20 protein-coding genes are annotated in these 19,865 nt (G+C 65.1%); 3 read left to right on the top strand and 17 right to left on the bottom strand.

Annotated features, from left to right (window positions below; genetic code table 11):
- Window positions 1-14: 14 nt before the first annotated feature.
- The 6 genes from CEY08_RS06850 to CEY08_RS06825 form a co-directional block, all read right to left on the bottom strand.
- Window positions 15-1,073 (bottom strand): glycosyltransferase family 4 protein, encoded by a 1,059-nt coding sequence (locus CEY08_RS06850; RefSeq protein WP_042795679.1) that lies wholly within the window; start codon window positions 1,071-1,073, stop codon window positions 15-17.
- The gene (locus tag CEY08_RS06845; protein ID WP_076817023.1) at window positions 1,070-2,392 is read right to left on the bottom strand and encodes a UDP-glucose dehydrogenase family protein; all 1,323 of its coding nucleotides are present in this window, start codon (window positions 2,390-2,392) and stop codon (window positions 1,070-1,072) included. Before CEY08_RS06845 ends, CEY08_RS06850 begins: the two co-directional genes overlap by 4 nt.
- A 147-nt stretch (window positions 2,393-2,539) precedes the next feature.
- Window positions 2,540-3,952, bottom strand: a complete 1,413-nt coding sequence (locus CEY08_RS06840) for an MFS transporter (protein ID WP_076817021.1) — start codon at window positions 3,950-3,952, stop codon at window positions 2,540-2,542.
- Window positions 3,925-5,298 carry a bifunctional UDP-N-acetylglucosamine diphosphorylase/glucosamine-1-phosphate N-acetyltransferase GlmU gene (gene glmU, locus CEY08_RS06835; RefSeq protein ID WP_042795681.1) on the bottom strand — a complete coding sequence of 458 codons (1,374 nt, stop codon included), beginning with the start codon at window positions 5,296-5,298 and terminating at the stop codon, window positions 3,925-3,927. The genes CEY08_RS06840 and glmU overlap by 28 nt, the downstream gene beginning before the upstream one ends.
- A 75-nt stretch (window positions 5,299-5,373) precedes the next feature.
- Window positions 5,374-6,144: a PhaM family polyhydroxyalkanoate granule multifunctional regulatory protein gene (locus CEY08_RS06830; protein ID WP_063639226.1), complete on the bottom strand. Its 771-nt coding sequence runs from the start codon at window positions 6,142-6,144 to the stop codon at window positions 5,374-5,376.
- A 44-nt stretch (window positions 6,145-6,188) separates the two neighbouring features.
- A complete protein-coding gene (locus CEY08_RS06825) occupies window positions 6,189-6,851 on the bottom strand; it encodes a glycine zipper 2TM domain-containing protein (RefSeq protein WP_063639225.1) in 663 nt (220 codons plus the stop codon).
- A 131-nt stretch (window positions 6,852-6,982) separates the two neighbouring features.
- On the opposite strand from CEY08_RS06825, the gene CEY08_RS06820 reads away from it, so the two are divergent.
- Window positions 6,983-7,201, top strand: coding sequence for a DUF3717 domain-containing protein (locus CEY08_RS06820; protein WP_042795684.1), 219 nt, complete (start codon window positions 6,983-6,985; stop codon window positions 7,199-7,201).
- Between the two features lie 35 nt (window positions 7,202-7,236).
- On the opposite strand, the gene CEY08_RS06815 is transcribed toward CEY08_RS06820, so the two are convergent.
- The 5 genes from CEY08_RS06815 to CEY08_RS06795 all read right to left on the bottom strand — a co-directional run bounded on the left by CEY08_RS06815 (window position 7,237) and on the right by CEY08_RS06795 (window position 11,502).
- Complete coding sequence (locus CEY08_RS06815) at window positions 7,237-7,842, bottom strand: SCO family protein (RefSeq protein ID WP_042795685.1); 606 nt, start codon at window positions 7,840-7,842, stop codon at window positions 7,237-7,239.
- 17 nt (window positions 7,843-7,859) lie between these two features.
- Entirely contained in the window at window positions 7,860-8,753 is an 894-nt protein-coding gene (gene cyoE, locus CEY08_RS06810) for a heme o synthase (protein WP_042795686.1), read from the bottom strand.
- Window positions 8,754-8,766: 13 nt separating this feature from the next.
- Window positions 8,767-9,801: a COX15/CtaA family protein gene (locus tag CEY08_RS06805; protein WP_076818074.1), complete on the bottom strand. Its 1,035-nt coding sequence runs from the start codon at window positions 9,799-9,801 to the stop codon at window positions 8,767-8,769.
- Window positions 9,802-10,023: 222 nt separating this feature from the next.
- The gene (locus tag CEY08_RS06800; protein WP_076817019.1) at window positions 10,024-10,605 is read right to left on the bottom strand and encodes an SCO family protein; all 582 of its coding nucleotides are present in this window, start codon (window positions 10,603-10,605) and stop codon (window positions 10,024-10,026) included.
- A gap of 90 nt (window positions 10,606-10,695) precedes the next feature.
- Window positions 10,696-11,502, bottom strand: a complete 807-nt coding sequence (locus CEY08_RS06795; RefSeq protein ID WP_063639223.1) for an SURF1 family protein — start codon at window positions 11,500-11,502, stop codon at window positions 10,696-10,698.
- A gap of 39 nt (window positions 11,503-11,541) precedes the next feature.
- On the opposite strand from CEY08_RS06795, the gene CEY08_RS06790 reads away from it, so the two are divergent.
- Window positions 11,542-11,742, top strand: a complete 201-nt coding sequence (locus CEY08_RS06790) for a twin transmembrane helix small protein (RefSeq protein WP_006224570.1) — start codon at window positions 11,542-11,544, stop codon at window positions 11,740-11,742.
- A 104-nt stretch (window positions 11,743-11,846) separates the two neighbouring features.
- Here the strand turns inward: CEY08_RS06790 and CEY08_RS06785 are convergent, their stop codons facing one another.
- The 5 genes from CEY08_RS06785 to coxB all read right to left on the bottom strand — a co-directional run bounded on the left by CEY08_RS06785 (window position 11,847) and on the right by coxB (window position 16,021).
- A complete protein-coding gene (locus tag CEY08_RS06785; protein WP_042795688.1) occupies window positions 11,847-12,722 on the bottom strand; it encodes a cytochrome c oxidase subunit 3 in 876 nt (291 codons plus the stop codon).
- A 38-nt stretch (window positions 12,723-12,760) separates the two neighbouring features.
- Window positions 12,761-12,985 (bottom strand): DUF2970 domain-containing protein, encoded by a 225-nt coding sequence (locus tag CEY08_RS06780; RefSeq protein WP_013390978.1) that lies wholly within the window; start codon window positions 12,983-12,985, stop codon window positions 12,761-12,763.
- A gap of 9 nt (window positions 12,986-12,994) precedes the next feature.
- The gene (locus CEY08_RS30060) at window positions 12,995-13,120 is read right to left on the bottom strand and encodes a cytochrome oxidase small assembly protein (RefSeq protein ID WP_042795689.1); all 126 of its coding nucleotides are present in this window, start codon (window positions 13,118-13,120) and stop codon (window positions 12,995-12,997) included.
- A 31-nt stretch (window positions 13,121-13,151) separates the two neighbouring features.
- On the bottom strand, window positions 13,152-14,759 hold the full coding sequence (gene ctaD, locus CEY08_RS06775) for a cytochrome c oxidase subunit I (protein WP_042795690.1): 1,608 nt from the start codon (window positions 14,757-14,759) through the stop codon (window positions 13,152-13,154).
- A 104-nt stretch (window positions 14,760-14,863) separates the two neighbouring features.
- On the bottom strand, window positions 14,864-16,021 hold the full coding sequence (gene coxB / locus CEY08_RS06770) for a cytochrome c oxidase subunit II (RefSeq protein ID WP_042795691.1): 1,158 nt from the start codon (window positions 16,019-16,021) through the stop codon (window positions 14,864-14,866).
- A 289-nt stretch (window positions 16,022-16,310) separates the two neighbouring features.
- Between coxB and CEY08_RS06765 the strand changes: the two genes are divergently transcribed.
- Window positions 16,311-17,123 (top strand): NUDIX hydrolase, encoded by an 813-nt coding sequence (locus CEY08_RS06765; protein ID WP_042795692.1) that lies wholly within the window; start codon window positions 16,311-16,313, stop codon window positions 17,121-17,123.
- Here CEY08_RS06765 and CEY08_RS06760 read toward each other — a convergent pair.
- On the bottom strand, window positions 17,120-19,810 hold the full coding sequence (locus CEY08_RS06760; RefSeq protein ID WP_076817016.1) for a cation:proton antiporter: 2,691 nt from the start codon (window positions 19,808-19,810) through the stop codon (window positions 17,120-17,122). The genes CEY08_RS06765 and CEY08_RS06760 overlap by 4 nt on opposite strands.
- Window positions 19,811-19,865 lie beyond the last annotated feature (55 nt).

Genomic DNA, 19,865 nt, shown 5'->3' with positions numbered 1-19,865 from the left:
GCACTGGCCGTGGACTAGGCGCGGCCCACCAGTCGCTCGAATTGCGCCAGGTAGCGGTTACCCATTTTCTGCACGTCGTGCTCGTTGCGGACGTATTCGTAGGCGCGCTCGGTGACTTCCTGGCGGAAGGCCGCGTCGTCCAGGCAGCGCGCCATGCCCTGCGCCATGGCATGGGAATCGCCCACGGCGACCAGCACGCCGCGCCCGTCGGCCAGGCTCTCTTTCAAGCCGCCAGCGTCGGTGGACACCACAGGCACGCGTTGCAGGAAGGCATCCAGCACGCTGCTGCCCAGGGCTTCTTCCTCGGAGCTCATGACGAACACGTCGAGGATGCTGTAGAAATCTTCCACGCCCTTGCGAAAACCGGCAAAGCGGTAGACGTCCTCGATGCCGAGCTTGCGGGCTTCGTCCTTGGCCTGCTGCTCGCGGTCGCCGCCGGCGCCGAAGTGCAGGAATATGAAATCGCGGCGCGTCTTGGCCAGTTCGCCCACCGCGCGCACCAGCGTGACCGGATCCTTGTCTCGGATCAGCGCGGCGGAGGTCGCCATGACTTTCTTGCCAGTCAGGTCGAATTCGCGGACCAGATTGGCGACGTTCTCGGCGTTGATCTGGTGCGGCTCGACCGCACTGCGGATGATGACGGGCTCGATTCCCAGGCGGCGCGGCTCGCCGGCAGCCATCTCGCTGATTGCCACGAACAGATTGGCATGGCGCCACTTGAAGCCGGTCTTCCATTCATCGCCGGGTTTGACCACGAAAGAAGTGCGGCGGGAAAAAACGACCGGACGGCGATGCAGCCATTTGGTCAGCACCGCCCAGGTAATGGTGTTGGCGGTCTGGGCGTGGATGATGTCGTAGCGGCCGGCGCCAGCCAGGAAGGCAAGCTGTCCGGGCACATTGCGGCGGGTGTGGGCCACGAACCCTTCCTGCCGCGCGCGCTCGGCCAGCGGCGCGCCTTCGCGGCACATCACTTCGACGTCGTGGCCGGCCTTGCGGAACGCCCGCATGCAATACAGCGTCTGCCGTTCGCCGCCGCGCCAGCCCTTTTCGAAGTTCAGTTGCAGGATCTTCATGCGCGGCCGATACCCGAATACTCAAAGCCCAGGACACGGACGTCCGCGGGCGTGTAGAGGTTGCGGCCATCGATGATGAGCGGCGTCTTTAGCAGGGCCTTGACGCGTTCGAAGTCGGGCGCGCGGAAGACCTTCCATTCGGTCGCGATCAGCAGTGCGTCGGCCCCGTCCAGCGCGTCGTACATGTCGGTGGCGAAGCTGATGCCGGGCTTGCCAGCGAGCACGCGGGCCGCCTCGTGCATGGCGACGGGGTCGTATGCGCGCACCTCGGCGCCGCGACGCGTCAGCTCGGCGATGGCCGTGAGGCTGGGCGCTTCGCGCATGTCGTCCGTGTTGGGCTTGAAGGACAAGCCCCACAGCGCGATCTTGCGGCCTTTCAGGTCTTCGCCGAAACGCGCGACCAGCTTTTCGGACAAGCGGAACTTCTGCGCATGGTTCGCGGCCTCGGCGGCCTCGATGACGCGCATGGGCAAGGCATTCTCGGCAGCCGTATTGACCAGCGCCTGCACGTCCTTGGGGAAGCACGAGCCGCCGTAGCCCGCGCCGGGGTATAGGAAGTGGTAGCCGATGCGGGGATCCGCGCCGATGCCTCGGCGTACCTGTTCGATGTCCGCGCCCAGGGCTTCGGCCAGGTTTGCCATTTCGTTCATGAAGGAAATACGCGTGGCCAGCATGGCGTTGGCGGCGTACTTGGTGAGCTCGGCGGACCGCACGTCCATCACCATCAGCCGGTCATGGGTACGCTGGAAGGGTTCGTAGATACGGCGCATGACGCCGATGGTGTAGTCGTCGTCCGCACCGACCACGACCCGGTCCGGGCTCATGAAGTCGTTGATGGCAGCGCCTTCCTTCAGGAATTCGGGGTTGGACGCCACGCTGAACGGAATATCCACGCCACGCGCGGCCAGCTCGCGGGCCACCACGTCGCGCACCTTGTCGGCGGTGCCCACCGGCACGGTGGACTTGTCCACGATGAGCTTGCGCGCCGTCATGTGGCGCGCGATGTTCTGCGCCGCAGCCAGTACGTATTTCAGGTCGGCGGAGCCGTCCTCGCCGGGCGGGGTCCCCACGGCGATGAACTGCACGTCCCCGAATGCCACGCTCTGCGCGACATCATCGGTGAAATGCAGCCGGCCCGCCTGCACGTTCCGCCGCACCAGGTCTTCGAGACCGGGCTCGTAGATGGGAATGCCGCCCTGGCGCAGCAATGCGATTTTCGCTGCGTCCACGTCCAGACACATGACGTCGTTGCCCATGTCGGCCAGGCACGCCCCCGACACCAACCCCACGTAACCGGTACCCACGACCGTGATCTTCATGCCTGAACGCCTTCAAAATAGGTAATCGTTGCGCCGGATAACGGACATCCAGCGCCGGCCGTCATTATAGAAGCGGCCGGGGACAGGGCCCGCGCCGGCGCCACAAGGGTATGCCGCGCGGGCCCGGACGGTCCTCGGGACAGGCCGTCAGGTCCGCAGCTTGCTGAAGCGGACGGTATTGACCACGACCGCCAGCCCGGCGCAGATGGTCCCCAGCACCAGCGCCAGGCCCGGGCCGTGGGCCAGGCTGATGCTGAACGCAATCGCGACCAGCGCCGTGCCGAAGCTCTGCCCGAACACCCGGGTGGTGGCCTGCAAGCCCCCGGCAGCGCCGCTGCGCGAGCGGGGCGCCGCCGACAGCATGGCCCGGTTATTGGGCGTCTGGAAGAAGCCAAAACCCATGCCTGCCACGAACATGCCCGCGATGATGGGCCAATTCGATACCGTGGCGGGCAACGCCGCCAGCCACAGCATGCCGACCACCATTGCCGCCGCGCCCACGCCGCTGAGCGTGGCCGCCGAGTAGCGGTCGGACAACCGGCCCGCCAGCGGGGCGATGATCGCGGTGCCCACGGGCCACGCGCCCATCAGCATGCCGACTTCAAGGTAGGGCCGGCCCAGCACCTGCTGGAAATAAAACGGCAAGGACACGTAGGACGCCATCTGCGCCGCGAAGGTGCAGGCCGAGGCGCCCACCGCGAAAGCCAGCGGGCGGATGCGCAGCAGGTCAACCGGCACCAGCGGCGCCGGCTGCTTGCCGACGCGACGCACCAGCACGAAGCCGATGACCGACGCTATGGCCACCAGACCGATGCCGCGCAACAGGTCCATGCCCATCATGTCCACGCCCGAAATGAAGATGCCCAGCGTCAGCATGCACAGCAGGGCGCTGACCCAGTCCAGCTTCACGTTGTTGCGCGGCACTTCCGGCAGATGGCGCAGGCCCAGCATCGTCAAAGCGCAGATCGGCAGATTGACGGCGAAGATCCATGGCCAGGGCGCCACCGACAGGATGGCAGAGCCTATGGTCGGCCCCAGCACCGACATGATGGCCACCGTGGTGGCGTTCAGGCTGATCCCGCGCCCCAACAGCTTCAGGGGATAAATATTGCGCACCAGCCCGCCGAACATGCACATCAGCGACGCCGCCCCGATGCCCTGGAACACCCGCGCCGCCGTCAACTGCCAGAGCGTGCCGGCAAGGGCGCAGCCCAGCGAGGCCAGCGTGAACAGCATCAGTCCGAAGGTGAACATGCGGCGAAAGCCGATGCGCTCGGCCAGCGCCGACAATGGCAGCAGCATCGTCACCACCGCCAGGTTGTAGGCGTTCACGATCCAGACCGCCTGGGCCGGGGACGCGTTGAGGTCAACGGCAATCGTGGGCAGCGCCACGTTGGCGATGGTGGTGTCCAGGACCGACAGGCTGATGCCTGTCATCACGGTTGCCGCCGCCCAATAGCGGCGCGGCGTAGGCAGGCCGTCGGGCTGGGCGGGCTTGGCGCCGCTTGCCGGCGCCTCTCCGCTCTGCCCCGTCACGATTTCTTGACCGGGCGCTGCCATCCGTCGACGGAGACCTGCTTGGCGCGCGATACCGTCAGTTTTTCGGCCGGCGCGTCACGGGTCAGGGTCGTGCCCGCGCCGAGCGTGGCGCCGCGGCCGACGCGCACCGGCGCCACCAGCTGCGTGTCGGAACCGATGAAGGCGTCGTCCTCGATGACGGTACGGTGCTTGTTCACGCCGTCGTAGTTGCAGGTAATGGTGCCCGCGCCCACGTTCACGCGCGCGCCGATGTCGGCGTCGCCGATATAGGCCAGGTGATTGGCCTTGCTGTCCTCGCCCAGCACGCTCTTCTTGATCTCGACAAAGTTGCCGACGTGGCTGCGGTCGCCCAGTTCGGCGCCCGGGCGCAAGCGCGCGTAGGGACCGACGCGCGCGTCGCGGCCCACCTGGGCCTGCTGCAGATGGCTATAGGCCTCGATATGCGTGCCCGCGCCGACGCTGACGTCGCGCAACACGCAGTGCGGGCCCACGCGCACACCGTCGGCCAGGGTCACCTGGCCTTCGAAGACGCAGCCCACGTCGATGAACACGTCGCGGCCGCAAGTGAGCGAGCCGCGCACGTCGAAGCGCGCCGGATCCGCCAGCGTGACGCCGGCTTCCAGTTGGCGGCGGGCCTGCTCGGCCTGCCAGCGGCGCTCGAGTTCGGCCTGCTGCACACGGCTGTTCACGCCCAGCGTTTCCCAGGAAGCGCCCGGCTGCGCCGCGCCCACCGGCACGCCGTCGACCACCGCCAGCCCAACCACGTCGGTCAGGTAGTACTCGCCCTGGGCATTGTTGTTGTCGATGCGGGACAGCCAGTCCTTCAGCTTTGCGGTCGGCGCGGTAAGAATGCCGGTGTTCACTTCCTTGATTTCGCGTTCGGCTTCCGAAGCGTCCTTGTGCTCGACGATGCGGCACACGTTGCCGCTGGCATCGCGCACGATGCGGCCATAACCGGTGGAATCCGCCAGCACCTCGGTCAGCACGGCGGCGCCGGCGCCACGCGCTTCCAGCAGGCGCCGCAGGGTTTCGGGCTGCACCAGCGGCACGTCGCCGTACAGCACCAGGGTCACGTCATCCTTGCCATCGCCTTCGAGCAGCAGCGGCACGGCCTGCTGCACGGCATGGCCGGTTCCTTGCTGCGGTTGCTGCAACACGAAATGCAGGTCCGACTGGCCCTCGTAAGCCTGTTTGACGCGGTCCGCGCCATGGCCGACCACGACGATGATGCGCCCCGGCTTCAATTGGCGCGCGCTGTCCAGCACATGGCCCAGCATCGGTTTGCCAGCCAGTGTGTGCAGAACTTTGGGGAGGTCGGACTGCATGCGCTTACCCAGTCCGGCGGCAAGAATTACTACGTTAAGCATAGGTTCCATTATGTTGAGTGACGCCCGAGCGGCCTTGCGGCCGTCTCGCGCGACGATTGATCGAGAGGACCGCCGCTAGCTAGCGTCCGGTCCGGTTTTCTTGGCGGCCTTGCGGGGCGCCGCCGACTTGCGGGCCGCGGGTTTGGACGCCTTGGCTGCAGGCGCGGCCGCGGCCTTGGACTCGCCCGGCTTGGGCTTGGCCGCCGCATCGGCTGGCGCCGCGGCAGGTGCCGCAGGCATGGACGCCGCGGTGGCGGCGGCGATCTGGTTGAACTGCTGCTGCAACAGGTCCCACCAGGCCTTGGATGCCGATTGCGCCGCAGCGCCCATCTGCTCGCTCATGCCCGGCGTGGCGGATTGCTGCTGACCTGCCGCGCTGGCGGAGGCTTCATCCTTGGCCTTGCCGCCATCGGCGGCAGGACTCGACGGTCCGGGTTTCGCGCTGGACTTGGGCCCGGGCTTCAGGCCCAGCACCACCTCCAGCGGCGAGGCCGCGCCGCTGTCCTGGAAGGCGCCCATATCCAGGTTGGCCGCGCTGTCGACAAAGGCGCGGAGCGTGCTGATGGTGGAACGTTGGACTTCCATGCCCTGGATCGTGCTGGACAGCATGGAGAGGTTCATGCGCAGCCAGTTTTCCACCGAACGGAGTTCGGCAATACGGCGATCCAGGTCTTCCAGGTTCATCGGGGGGGCCATGGGCAGACTGCTGGCCAGCCCGCCAGGCCCGGTCAGGCCAGCCCAGGCCTGGCGCATCATTTCCATGCTGGCCAGGAGCGGATTGCCCGAAAGATCGGAATTCTGGCCCATACCGGGCAGGACGAACGGGTTGGTGTGTTGGTCGCTCATTCCTGGTCTCCCCTAAGACAGATGATGGTCGCCGGCAGGCGGGATCATCCGCGCACCAGCTGATTGTTCTCCACGCGCACATGGTCGCCGGACGCAAAGGCGAAAGGCTGCGCGCTGCGGAACTGGCGCGTGCTGCCGTCGCTCATGCGCACCGTAAGCTCATAGTGCGTCACCGTTTGTTGCTGTCTGATATTACGCTCAACTTCACGGCCTGCCAAAGCGCCGCCCACCGCGCCCAGCACAGTCAGCGCCGTCTTGCCGCTGCCGCCGCCGAACTGGTTGCCCACGACGCCCCCGACCACGCCGCCGCCGATGGTGCCGATAAGGTGGTCGCTATTGTCCTTGACGGGCACCTGCACTTGCCGGATCGACTCCACCACGCCGCAGGTCTGGCAGGCCTGAGGAGGCGGCGCCTGCGTCTGGGCTTGAGCCTGGGCTTGCGGGCGCGGCGCGGGAGCGGCTGGCTGGCGTCCTTGCTGGGCAGGCGGGGGCGGCACGGCGGCTTGCGGCGCGGGTGCCAGGTTGGCGCCTTCCGGGCCGGCCTCCGCCACGGGCTCGTCCGCATGCGGATTGGCCGAAGGCGAGGGCAGCCAGCCCATCACGGCGGCCACGCCCACGGTACACATGACGATGACGGCGATTGCCGCGGCGGCAACCAGAGGATGGAGGCCGCGGCGCGCGGCTTCGATTTTCGAGGATGTATTCATGACGATGCTCCATCGTTACTAACCGGCAGTGGTATAGCACCCGGGCGCGGTTTCGGCGTGTTGCGATGGTGACGCTTCTTTGCAGGAAGCCGGCGGGTGGACAGCCCCTTCCATTCGTGGACAATAGACGGATGGATCCCATTACCCTGCCCCAGCTCGAACAGGCCATCAACTACTGGCGCAACATTTCGCCGTCGGTAGGCGACGAATCCCGCCTGTGCCCCGAAGCTGCCGCGCTGGCCACGCCCTACGCGCTGATGATCATGGCGCACCGGCGCGAGATCTCCGCCACCGAACTGAGCGACCAGGCCCGCGCCGCGCTGGCCGGCTGGGCGGCCGCGGGCAAGTAAGCCAGGCCGCCACCACCACAGGGTGGCCTGGCCGCTCAACCCTTGAGCAGAGCCTTGATGTCCTGCGTCAGGGCATCCACCCCGATATTGTTGTTGGCCAGCACGCGCGATTCGCCCTTGCCGTCCAGCAGGTAGAACGCGGCCGTGTGATCCATCGTGTAGCTGCCGTCCTTGGTGGGCGCCTTGGCGTAATAGGCCTTGAACGAGGCAGCGGCCTTCTTGACCTGATCGGGCGAGCCCGTCAGTCCCAGAAAGCGCGGATCGAAGGCGGTGACGTACTGCTTCAGGACTTCAGGCGTGTCGCGCTCGGGGTCCACGGTGATCAGCAGCACCTGCACGCGGTCAGCATCCGGGCCGAGCTTTTTCATGACTTCGGTCAGTTCGGCAAGCGAGGTGGGGCACACGTCCGGGCATTGCGTGAAGCCGAAGAACACGACGACTACCTTGCCAGCGAAATCCGACAGTTGACGCGTCTTGCCGTTGTAATCGACCAGCTCCATGCCGCGGCCCAACTGCGTGCCGCTGATGTCGCTGCCCTTGAATACGGGAGCGCTGTCGCCGCAGGCGGCCAAGGCAGCGGTAAAAGCGGCGGCAGCGCCCAGGCGCAGGACCAGCCGACGGCTGGTGGAAAACACGGACATCGACAACCTCCAGGGGATCAGCGCAACAGGCCGACCCAGTGGTCCACCAGCAGGGCGCCAAACAGCAACGCCAGGTAGAGAATGGAAAAACGGAACATGCTGCGCGCCAGCTCGTCGCTGTAGGCGCGATACAGCCGCCACGCGTAGGACACGAACATGCCGCCCAGCACCAACGCCGAAGCCAGGTAGAGTTCGCCGCTCATGCGGATGGCGTACGGCAACAGCGTCGTGGCAACCAGCGCCACGCTGTACAAGAGGATGTGCAGGCGCGTGAACTGGTTGCCGTGCGTGACCGGCAGCATCGGCAGGCCGGCCTTGGCGTAGTCGTGGTTGCGGTAGAGCGCCAGCGCCCAGAAGTGCGGCGGCGTCCAGATGAAGATGATAAGCACCAGGATCCAGGCTTCGGCCGGTACCGAATCCGCCACGGTGGCCCAGCCCAGGGCCGGCGGCATCGCGCCCGACAGACCGCCGATGACGATGTTCTGCGGCGTGCGCGGCTTGAGAATGACGGTATAGATGACGGCATAGCCCACGAAGGTGGCGAACGTCAGCCACATGGTCAGCGGATTGACCAGGTGATAGAGCACGAACATGCCGGCGCCGCCCAGCAGGCCGGACATGCTCAGCACCTGGAACGCCGAAATCGTGCCGCGCGCCGTGCCGCGGCGTGCGGTGCGCAGCATGCGGGCGTCGATTTCCTGTTCGATCAGGCAATTGATGGCGAAGGCCGCCGCGGCCAGCAGCCAGATACCCAGCGTGCCGAACAGCACGCGGCGCATGTCCGGAATGCCCGGCGCCGCCAGGAACATGCCGATCACGGCGCAAAACACCGCCAATTGCGTCACACGCGGCTTGGTGAGGACGAAATACTGGCGGAACAATCCGGGCTGGGGAGCGGCAATACTGGTCATAGTGGGCCCTATTTTAAACGCGCACCGAATTGGGGTCGTAGCCCCCGGCCGGCGGGCGCCCTGCCGTGGACAAACGCACCATCAAAACCACCGCGGCCAGGGTCAGGCCGGCGGCCCCTCCATTGTGCAGCACCGCGATCAAGAGCGGCCACTGGAAAAAAATGGTGGTCAGGCCTGTCAGCAGCTGCGCGCCCAGCAGCGCCAGCATCAGCGTGGCCGGCCCCCGCAGGCCGGGCTCGGCGCGCAGGCGCGCGGCCAATATGCCCAGATACAGGAACACCACGAAGGCGAAGTTGCGGTGGACCCAGTGGATGGCGGTCAGCGCCGGTTGGGAAATCATTTCGCCCGACGGCAGTTCACCCAGGGCGCGGATGATGGAATAGCCGCCATGGAAATCCATTTCCGGCACCCAGGCCCCATGACATTTGGGGAAATCCATGCAGGCCAGCGCGGCGTAATTGGTGCTGACCCAGCCGCCCAGCGTTACCTGCGCCAGCAACAGGGCGAAGCCCCCGGCCACCCAGGGCTTCCAGCGCGCGGCCGCTGCCGCCACGGCCAGATGCGGGCGTTCGCGCGCCGACAGCCAGGTCATCAGGGCCAGCACCGACAACCCAAACACCAGGTGCGAGGTCACGACGACGGGCATGAGCTTGTGCGTCACGGTCCAGGCGCCGAACGCACCCTGCACGCAAACAGCGATCAGCGTCACGATGGCCAGAGCCGGCGAGCGACCCAATTGGCGGCGGTAGCGCCACGCCATGTAGACGATGCCGATGATCAGCATGCCCAGGATGGTGCCCACATAGCGGTGAATCATCTCGATCCAGGCCTTGGACAACGTAACCGGACCGAAAGGCATGGCCTGGGATGCTTCATGGATGTCGCCCATCGCGCCTAGCGGCGTCACGCTACCGTAGCAGCCAGGCCAGTCGGGACAGCCCAGGCCCGAATCCGTCAGCCGCACGAAGGCCCCGAACATGATCAGGTCCAGCGTCAGGAACCAGGTGAAGAAAACCAGCTTGCGATACCGCGATTTGATGCGTTCCATTTCCATAAACCATGACTCTGCCGCGCGGATTCCGCGGCACGAAAAACCAGCAGCCCCCACCGCCGCCACACCGGCAAGCCGCAAGCGGCCATCCCGCTCTCTCCCTCGCACCATGCCCCCCGCATGCAAACACCATCTCCCAATCAGGGCCGCGCAGATCCGGCTCCGCCGGTCTGCTGCGGCGCCCCCTGGGGGGGAAGCGCCGCAGGCGCTCCGGGGGGGTCACCCTATCCTCGAGCTGTAGACCAGCTTGCTGATGTCCTTGCGCACCTTCACCCCGTCAGCCTCGGCAGGGTACTGCATCATCAGATTGCCCAGTGGATCGATCACCCAGATCGGCGCCTCCAGCGGGGGCTGGCCTGCGGCCGTATCGCGCGCCAGCAGGAACCGCGCCAGCTGATCGGGGTTGGCGCGCACCATGATCGTGCCTTTGTAGGCTTCCAGCACCTTGTCCGGCACGGGCGCATCATCGGTAATGAACCAGACGCGCGCCAGCCGGTCGACATTCTTGCCCTGGCTGGCGTGGCTATTGCGCGCGATGAAGAGCTTGCGGGCGCAGCTTTCCGGGCAGGCGCCGCCATCCGCGGCCACCAGCAGCCATTTGCCCTTCAAGCTCTGCAGATCGAAGGGCTTGCCATCCAGCGTCGTCAGGCGCAGTTCGCCGGCCACGGGCATGGGCCGCTGCGGGTTCACCAGCGCGCCGTAGTTGCTGGATTCATCGGGCCACCATTGCGGATTCATGTAGACCACGACCGCCGCGACGATGGGCGCCAACGAGCACAGGAACACCAGCAGCATCGGCATCAAAGAGCGCTTACGTGCAGGCTTGGTAGAGGAAAGGTCGCGAGCCACTTTGTATCCTGTCGTCTTGCGGGTTAAGAGTCGGCGCCCCGGTCAGGCGCCTAGCGTGTTTTTTTCACGCCGCATGCGCCGGATGGCGCCCCCCAGCACCACCAGCCACGCGACGGCGGCAATCGAAGCAAAAGCAAACCACTGCACGGCGTAAGACGTGTTCTGCTGGAAATCCACGGACGGCTGCGGCCAGTCCCGCACCAGACCATCGTCCGCGCTGCCGTCGGCCTGCGACAGCACGGTAGGCAACAGGGCCAGGCCAGTAGCCCGGGCGTAGGCGTCCAGCGGCAGGTTCTGCACCTGCGGCAGCGCGCCGCCGGCCGCTGGCAGCGATGCCGGCAAGGCGGACTGCTCCGGACCGCCCAGCGACCAAAGCTCGAACAGTCGCGGGACCCGCGGCGACAGCTCGCCCGTCACCGTCTGCGGCCCTTCGGGCGTGGCGGGCAGCTGCGGTTGTGCGGGGCCCTGGCCCTGGACGCCCATGACACGCGGAATCCAGCCCCGCAGCACCAGCACCGCGCGACGCGCATCGGCATCCAGCAATAGCGGCGTGGCCAGCCAGTAGCCGGGCTTGCCGTCGTGGTTGCGGTTGTCCAGCAGTACACTGAATTGCGGCAGCCATACCCCGCTGGCCTGGGCCGAACGCCAAGCGGTCATCTCGGCGGGGTCGGTCGCCGGGGTCAGGGGCAAGGGCGCTTGCTTGCGGCCCGCTTCGATAGCGGCCAGAATGGCGCGTCGCTCGTCGCCGCGGCGCAATTGCCATTGCCCCAGCGATGCCAGAATGATCACGGCAACACCCAGCAGCAGCAAAGCGGCTACCGTGTATCGGGTTGAATGCGGTCGGGCCATATTTCTACACTAACTACTCTGATTCGTCCGGAGACCACCATGCGCGTTTTCGTCGTCCTGGCCTTTATCGGGATTCTGGCCAGCCTGGCATCGGCCCTGGTCTACCTGATGCGGGACAAAGGAACCACCAGCCGCACGGTCAACGCACTGACGGTGCGCATCGGATTATCGGTGGCCCTGTTTCTGTTCGTGCTGTTCGCCCATCACATGGGCTGGATCGAAAGCACAGGCCTTAGATAGGCATCCGGGGCGCGGGTTCCCGGCAATGCATGACGATTGCAGATGAGTAAAGCGCGCCAGTTCTCGCATAAGAACTGGCGCGCTTTATTTGTTCCGCGTAACGATCAGAACCAGTACACGAACAAGTACAGGCCCAGCCACACCACGTCCACGAAGTGCCAGTACCAAGCGGCGCCTTCAAAACCGAAGTGATGGTCGGCCGTGAAATGGCCGCGGATCAGGCGGATCAGGATGACCGTCAGCATGGTGGCGCCCAGCAGCACGTGGAAGCCGTGGAAGCCCGTCAACATGTAGAACAGCGAACCATAGGCGCCCGAATTGAACTTCAGGTTCAGCTCGGTATAGGCGTGGTGGTATTCGTAAGCCTGACAGGCCACGAAGACAAAGCCCAGCACGACCGTGGCCAGCAGCCAGAAGATCGTCTTGCCGCGATGGTTCTCGCGCAGCGCGTGGTGGGCGATGGTCAGCGTGACGCCGGAGCTCAACAGCAGTGCGGTGTTGATGGTGGGCAGCCAGAAGGGCCCGACGGTCTGGAAGTGCTCAACCACGCCAGCCGGGCCGAAGTTCGGCCACACGGCCTGGAAGTCGGGCCACAGCATCAGGCGGTGATCCATATCGCCCAGCCACGGCGTAGTGATCGTGCGCGTGTACCACAGGGCGCCGAAGAACGCCGCAAAGAACATGACTTCCGAGAAGATGAACCAGCTCATGCCCCAACGGTAGGAACCGTCGATGCGCTTGCTGTTCAGGCCGATCTCGGATTCGTGGATGGCGTCGCCGAACCAGTAGTACAGCACCACGATCAAGCCGATGAAACCTGCCAGCAGGGTCCATTTGGCCCAGCTGACGCCGTTGATCCAGGCCGCGGCGCTCAGGCCCATGAACAGCAGCGCCACAGCCGTACGCACGGGATGACCCGAATCGGCGGGCACGAAGTAGTACGGTGCCTCTTTACCTTGAACCGAGTGGCTTGCACTCATGGCTTTCTCCCTGGTACAGATTTATAGAATTAAGTGATTCAAGTCAGGCTGGAAACGGCCCAACGCACAATTAATACCAGCACAGTAACGAAGATAGCCGCTGCCAGCAGCCCCGCCACGATCACGTGGACCGGATTGAGCTTGGCGACGTCTTCCCGGTGGCCCGCCCCCTTGCGCACACCGAAGAACCCCCACGCCACCGCCTTCATGGTCTGAAGGAAACTCAGCTTGCGCTGGGAGGTTTCGCGCAGGTCGTCGCTCATGGCCTGCGCCTAATTGACGGCGACGCCGGACAGCAGGGCCGAGCCGCGCAGCACGGTCCAGGCAAACACGGCAATGACGAAAGCCAGCAGGACCAGACCTGCGATTTTGTTGCGGCGGCGCTGCTCGGGTGTCATTGCTGTGCTACCTGGAACATGAAAGGCTGCTTCACTTCACTTCGGGCGGGGTTTCGAAGGTGTGGAACGGAGCCGGCGAGGGCACCGTCCATTCCAGGCCTTCGGCGCCGTCCCACGGCTTGGCCGCCGCGGGCTCACCCTTGCCCATGTAGCAACGCACCATCGCCCACAGGAAGATCAGCTGCGACAGGCCGAACCAGAACGCGCCGATGGTGGCCATCTGGTGGAACGTCGTGAACTGGCCGGCGTAGTCGGCATAGCGGCGCGGCATGCCTGCCAGGCCCAGGAAGTGCATCGGGAAGAAGGTGACGTTGAACGAGATCAGCGTCGACCAGAAGTGCAGCTTGCCCAGCTTTTCGCTGTACATGCGGCCGGTCCACTTCGGCACCCAGTAGTAGGCGCCGGCGAACAGGGCGAACAGCGAGCCCGCCACCAGCACGTAATGGAAGTGCGCCACCACGTAGTAGGTGTCGTGGACCTGGATGTCGATCGGGGCCACCGACAGGATCAGGCCGGTAAAGCCGCCCATGGTGAACACGAAGATGAAGCCGATCGAGAACAGCATGGGCGTCTCGAACGTCATGGAACCGCGCCACATCGTCGCAACCCAGTTGAACACCTTCACCCCGGTCGGGATGGAGATGAGCATGGTGGCGTACATGAAGTAGAGTTGGCCCGTCACCGGCATGCCGGTCGTGAACATATGGTGCGCCCACACGATGAAGGACAGCACGGCGATGGAAGCCGTGGCGTAGACCATGGAGGCATAGCCGAACAGCTTCTTGCGGGCGAACGCGGGCACGATGGCCGACACGATGCCGAACGCCGGCAAAATCATGATGTAGACCTCGGGGTGCCCGAAGAACCAGAACACGTGCTGGTACAGGACCGGGTCGCCGCCAGCGGCGGCGTTGAAGAAGCCCGTGCCGAAGTGGCGGTCGGTCAGCACCATGGTGATGGCGGCGGCCAGCACGGGCATCACGGCCAGCAGCAGGAAGGCGGTGATCAGCCAGGTCCAGCAGAACAGCGGCATCTTCATCAGCGTGAGGCCGGGCGCGCGCATGTTCAGGATGGTGACGATGATGTTGATCGCACCCATGATGGACGAGGCGCCCATGATGTGCAGCGCGAAGATCGCCAGGTCCATGCCCGGGCCCATCTGCAGCGACAGAGGCGCATACAGCGTCCAGCCGGCCGCGGTGGCACCGCCCGGCACGAAGAACGACGCCGTCAGCATGATCGCGGCCACCGGCAGCAGCCAGAAGCTGAAATTGTTCATGCGGGCGAACGCCATGTCGGAGGCGCCGATCTGCATCGGGATCATCCAGTTGGCGAAGCCCACGAACGCCGGCATGACCGCGCCGAACACCATGACGAGGCCGTGCATGGTGGTGAACTGGTTGAAGAGTTCGGGGCGGAAGAACTGCAGGCCCGGCTCGAAGAGCTCGGTGCGCAGCAGCAGTGCCAGGGTGCCGCCTTCCAGCAGCATGACGAACGAGAAGATGAGATACATCGTCCCGATGTCTTTGTGGTTCGTGGCGAAAAGCCAGCGGCGCCAGCCGGTGGGGATGGCGTGGTGGTGGTCATCGTGACCGTGGCCGTGGCCCGGCGACACGTGGTCTACAGTGACGCTGCTCATGATGGACTCCTTCCTGCTGAGTGCCGGGCCCGATCCACGGGGCCGGCAGGGTATCTCTAACTAAACGGAACCGGTTCTGCGAGGGTGTGACTGGGCGCGCGCAATCAGCGCGCAGCCATCACGTCCTTCGGCTGAACCGTCGGGTCCTGCCCCTTGCCTGCGTTGCTCCAGGCATGGCGCGTATAGCTGATGACCGCTGCGATCTCGACATCGTTGAGCTGCCCGCCAAATGCCGCCATGGCGGTGCCGGGCTTGCCCTTCAGCACGGTGTTGATCTGTTCCGCCTTCGGGCCCAGAACAACCTTGTCTCCGTCGAGCGGGGGGAAACTGCCCGGGATGCCCTTGCCGTTGGCCTGGTGACAGGCAACGCAATTTGCCGCGAAAACCTTTTCGCCGCGGGCAACCAGTTCGGCTTCCGTCCACTCTTTATTGGGATCGTCGGCGTTTGCCGCCATCTTCTTCTTTTGGTCTTCAACCCACTTATCGTAGTCGGCTTGCGCCATGACTTCCACGACGATGGGCATGAATGCGTGATCCTTGCCGCAAAGTTCCGCGCACTGGCCGCGGTAGATACCGGGCTTGTCGGCGTTGAACCAGGTATCGCGCAGGAAGCCCGGAATGGCGTCCTGCTTCACGCCGAAGTCCGGAATCATCCAGGAGTGGATGACGTCGGCCGCGGTCAGCACGATACGGATCTTCTTGTTCACGGGGACGACCAGATGGTTGTCCACTTCCATCAGGTAGAACTCACCCTTGGGTTCGCGGTTCTCGATCTGGGCGCGCGGCGTCGACAGCGTGGAGAGGAACTTGATGCCGGTGGCCGAGCCATCGAGGTACTCGTAGCCCCATTTCCACTGATAGCCGGTGACCTTCACGGTGAGGTCGGCGCTGGAGGTATCTTTCATCGCCACCACCGTCTTGGTGGCGGGCAACGCCATGGCGATGACGATAATGAACGGGATGACGGTCCAGGCGACTTCTACGCCCAGATGTTCATGGAAGGTCGCGGCCTTGTGGCCACGGGATTTACGGTGCGCCCAGATGGAGTAGAACATCACTCCGAAGACGCCGATGAAGATCACGATACAGATCGTGAGCAACATCCAATGCAACCACATGATGTCGCGCGAGATTGCCGTCACGCCTTCATGCAGGTTGAGCTGATTGACCTTCGGGCCGCCGGGCATGTCTTGCACCTGAGCACCTGCCACGCTGCCAATCAGCATCGCACAAGCCCCCAGTATCCCTCTCCACTTCTTCATGCTTACCTCGAAACACGGCGCGAAGGTCCGTTCGCTAGTGGCGGAAGTCACCGGAACCGGGCAACGCGCAATTATTAGATGGTAGGGCGTGGCAGGGAGATAGAGCGGCCCCTGTCGTTCCCACTCGAAATCACAAAGAAACTGGCGGATTATAGCGGACGCGCAAATAGATGTAAGTTAGTGCCCTTGAATTCATCGGGCCTGCCCCCATCTGGCCGCGCCCCCTTGACCAAGCGCTGCAAACAGGGTGGCATAAAATCCTCGGCAACTTCATCACTACGGTTTCACGATGCCCAAGCAGTTGTCCGACCTGTACGCCGACTTGTGCGCTCGCGCGCAAGAGCCCGCCCCAGAAGGCGCGCGCGCTTTATATATAGCGGGGCGTCGCTGCGGCTGGGCCACGCATGCGGCATGCGACGCCTTGCGCGGCGCGCCCGGCATCGCGGCGGACGGTGACACCTTGCGCATCGGCTCGGACCTGCAACCCGGCGCAAGCCTGAATGACGTGCTCGAACAAGCCGCGCAACTGTTGCGCCAAGCCAACTGCCTGCGCGGCTGGCGCGACGAATTGCTGGACGTTCTGGACGGAGACGAACCGCTGGGCGTGATCGAACGCGCGGCCGTGCGCCCATTGGGTCTGCTGACCAAGGCCGTGCATCTGAACGCCTGGACCCCGGATGGCCGGCTGTGGGTCGCGCGGCGCGCGCTCAGCAAATCCACCGATCCCGGTATGTGGGACACCTTGGTCGGCGGGCTGGCGAGCAGCCGCGAAGACCTGGAGCTGGCGCTGGTGCGCGAATGCGGCGAAGAAGCAGGACTGGACGAACCCGACCTGACGCAGCGCTCGCCCTTGCGCACGATCCTGCGCATCCATCGCCGCCTGCCCGAGGGCTATCAGGTCGAAGACGTCCTCACCAGCACCTGCGTGCTGTCGGCCGACGTCCGACCCGCCAACCGGGACGGCGAGGTCATGGAGATCGCGACTATCGACGCGGCCACCGCCGTGCGCCAGGTCGCGGAAGGCGAATTCACGCTGGAAGCAGCGCTGGTGATCATCGAAGACATCATGCAGCGCCGCGCGGCCGGCGAAATCCCGGCCTAGGGCCGCACGACCCCGGGCTCTCCCAGCGATGGCGCGTCCGGCGCGCCGTTCTGGGCCGGCGCTTGCGCGTCGCGGACCTCGCTGGCCGCCTGCGCGTCGGTGCCGGACGAAGCCCCTGCCGCTTCGGCAGCCTCGGCGGCCTGGCCGGGGCTCGGCGCCGACACCGGCGGCGATACCGGCGCGGGCGCGGCATTGGCCTGCGAAAACTGTTTCCACACTTCAATCGCGCGCAGGCGCTGCTTGGCCACGACCTGGATGCGTTCGCGCAGGTGTTCATCGCGCGCCAGCAGGGCGTGGAAATCGCGCGAGGAGAGCATCAGCAGCTTGCTGTAGCCCAACGAGGTCACCTCGGGCATCAATTGTTCTTCGCCCAAGAGGCCCAGTTCTCCGAAGAATTCGCCGCTGCCCAGCTCAATCATGGTGTGGTCGGGCAGGTGCACCGCCACGGCGCCTGACGCGACGAAACACATTTCCTCGCCATGCCGGCCCTTGGTCAGCACGCGCTGGTCCGGCAGGGCCAGGCGCGGCTTGAGCAGCTTGCTGATGGCCCGCAGCGAATCGGCGGACAGGCCTTCAAACAGCGGCACGCGCTTGATCAGGTCGGCGGCGCTCATTTCAATGTCCAACGGCGGGTGCTTGTCGATATGCGCCCAGCGGCTCTTCAACTGCGCCATCAGGTCCGCATACACCTCGCCGCTGATCAGGAACTGTTCGAGCATGTCGCGGTAGCGGATACGTTCCATTTCGCGCGCCACGCGGCCCAGGTAGCTTTCCTGCAGCCACTGCGCGTAGGACGGATATTGCAGGTTCAGGGCCTGCATGGCGTTTTCTATCAGGTCCAGTCGGCGCTGGTGCAGGGACACGATGCGCTGGGTGGCTTCCTCGCCCAGCAGCGGTGTGATCTGTTCCCGCGCGAAGGCGATCAGGCGTTGCGCCACCGACCGCTTGCTCATGAGGTTGGCGAAGCGCTGGCCGAGTTCGCGCGCCAGCCAACCCTGGAAGCCGAACAGGTAATGCAGGCGCAAGGCCAGGCGGAAGCCGGTGGAATAGCGCACGTCGGCGACGATGGCCCGCTCGAAGCCCGGGATCCCGCCCAGCCGGATCGCATCCTCCAGCCGTTCCGCGCGCGCCAGCAGGGTTTCGGCCATGCGCCAGTCCACGATCTGCGCCTTGAGGATGTCGAAGAACATTTCCTCTTCGCGCTGAGCCACGATGGCCAGGCCCACCGCCACGCGCTGGTCGTCCGTCATCTGGCTGACCTGGCCGTCATGCACGCTGGTCAGGCTGGCGTCAAACACGGCGCGGATGCGATCGCGGACTTCGGTTCCGATATGCTCGGCCCGGGCAACATCCTCGGTCTTGCCCTGCAGGTCTTCCAACGCCACGGCCAGCGCCTGGTTGCGAATGGTGCGTTCCACCGGCGACAGCTGGTTCAGGCCCAGCATGCGAATCAGGGGACGCAGGCTGATGCCGTTGATGAACAAGGTCAGTAGCACGTAGCTGGTGGTGGCCACCGCAATGAACTGGCGCGCCTCTTCGGCCACGCCGGTCTGTTCCGTCACGGCCAGCGCCAGCGCCAGCGACACGGCGCCGCGCAAGCCCCCCCACAGCATGACCACCTTGTAGGGATTACTGACCTTGGTGCCCAGCCGGGTCAATCCCAACAAAGGCAATAACCCGAAAACGACGATAGCGCGCGCCACCAGCGTCGCCACGAACACCACCGCCACCAACGCCAATTCCTGCCAATCCGCGGCCGCCATCAGCTTGGGGATCAGCATGGCGGCGAACAGGAAGATCAGCGAATTGGCCCAGAACCCGAATTGCTCCCAGGCGCTGGACAGGTACTCGAAGGTGGTGGGCGACATGCGGGTGCGGCCGGTCGACCCCACCACCAGGCCGGCAATCACCGTCGCCACCACGCCCGATACGTTCAGATAGTGCTCGGAAATGAAGAAAGACAGATAGGCCAGGGTCAGCGTCAGCGTGATCTCCGCGGTGGGAAACCCGCGCAGCCAGGCGAACAGGAAGCACGCCAGCCGACCCATGGCGAAACCGGCGATGCCTCCGCCGATGAAATGCACAATGAAGTCGTTGAAAATACCGCTGGCAGTCAGTTCGCCATGGCCGCCCAGCACGGCCAGCAGCACTGAGTACAAGGCGATGGAGGCCGCGTCGTTGAAGAGGCTTTCGCCTTCGACCAATGTGGTCAAGCGCTTGGGCGCGCCCACCTCGCGAAAGATGCCCACCACCGCCACGGGATCGGTGGTGGCGACGATGGCGCCCAGCAGCAGGCAGACCACCAGGCCGTAGGACGAAATGGCGTCCAGCGTGACCCCGACCACCACGGTGCAGACCACCACGGCCACGATCGCCATCATGAGGATGGGGCCGATGTCGTCCATCAGGCGCCGCACGTTCATGGACAGTGCGGTTTCAAAAAGCAGCACCGGCAGAAACACCATCAGGAAGGTTTCGGACGAAATCTCGAAACGTTCCAGCGAATCCAGGAAATCGCCGATCCAGCTGGGCGCCCAGCCATGCACGTGCACGATGATGCCGAGCAGACAGCCGACGATAGCCAGCAGCACCGAGTAGGGCAGCTTGAGGCGGCCGGCCAGCGGCGGCATGAAACAGACCAGCGTTAACAAACCGGCCAAGCCGAATACGAGAAAACCTACATCCATGGTCTGTTGGTGGAGCTTGTGTGAAGTTTCACAAGAATAGCGGCTTTTTCCCGTC

It is taken from the genome of Achromobacter insolitus (genome assembly GCF_002209555.1).
Lineage (GTDB): Bacteria > Pseudomonadota > Gammaproteobacteria > Burkholderiales > Burkholderiaceae_B > Achromobacter > Achromobacter insolitus.
Note: the sequence above shows the minus strand (reverse complement) of the source record. Positions and strands in the feature narration are given on the sequence as shown.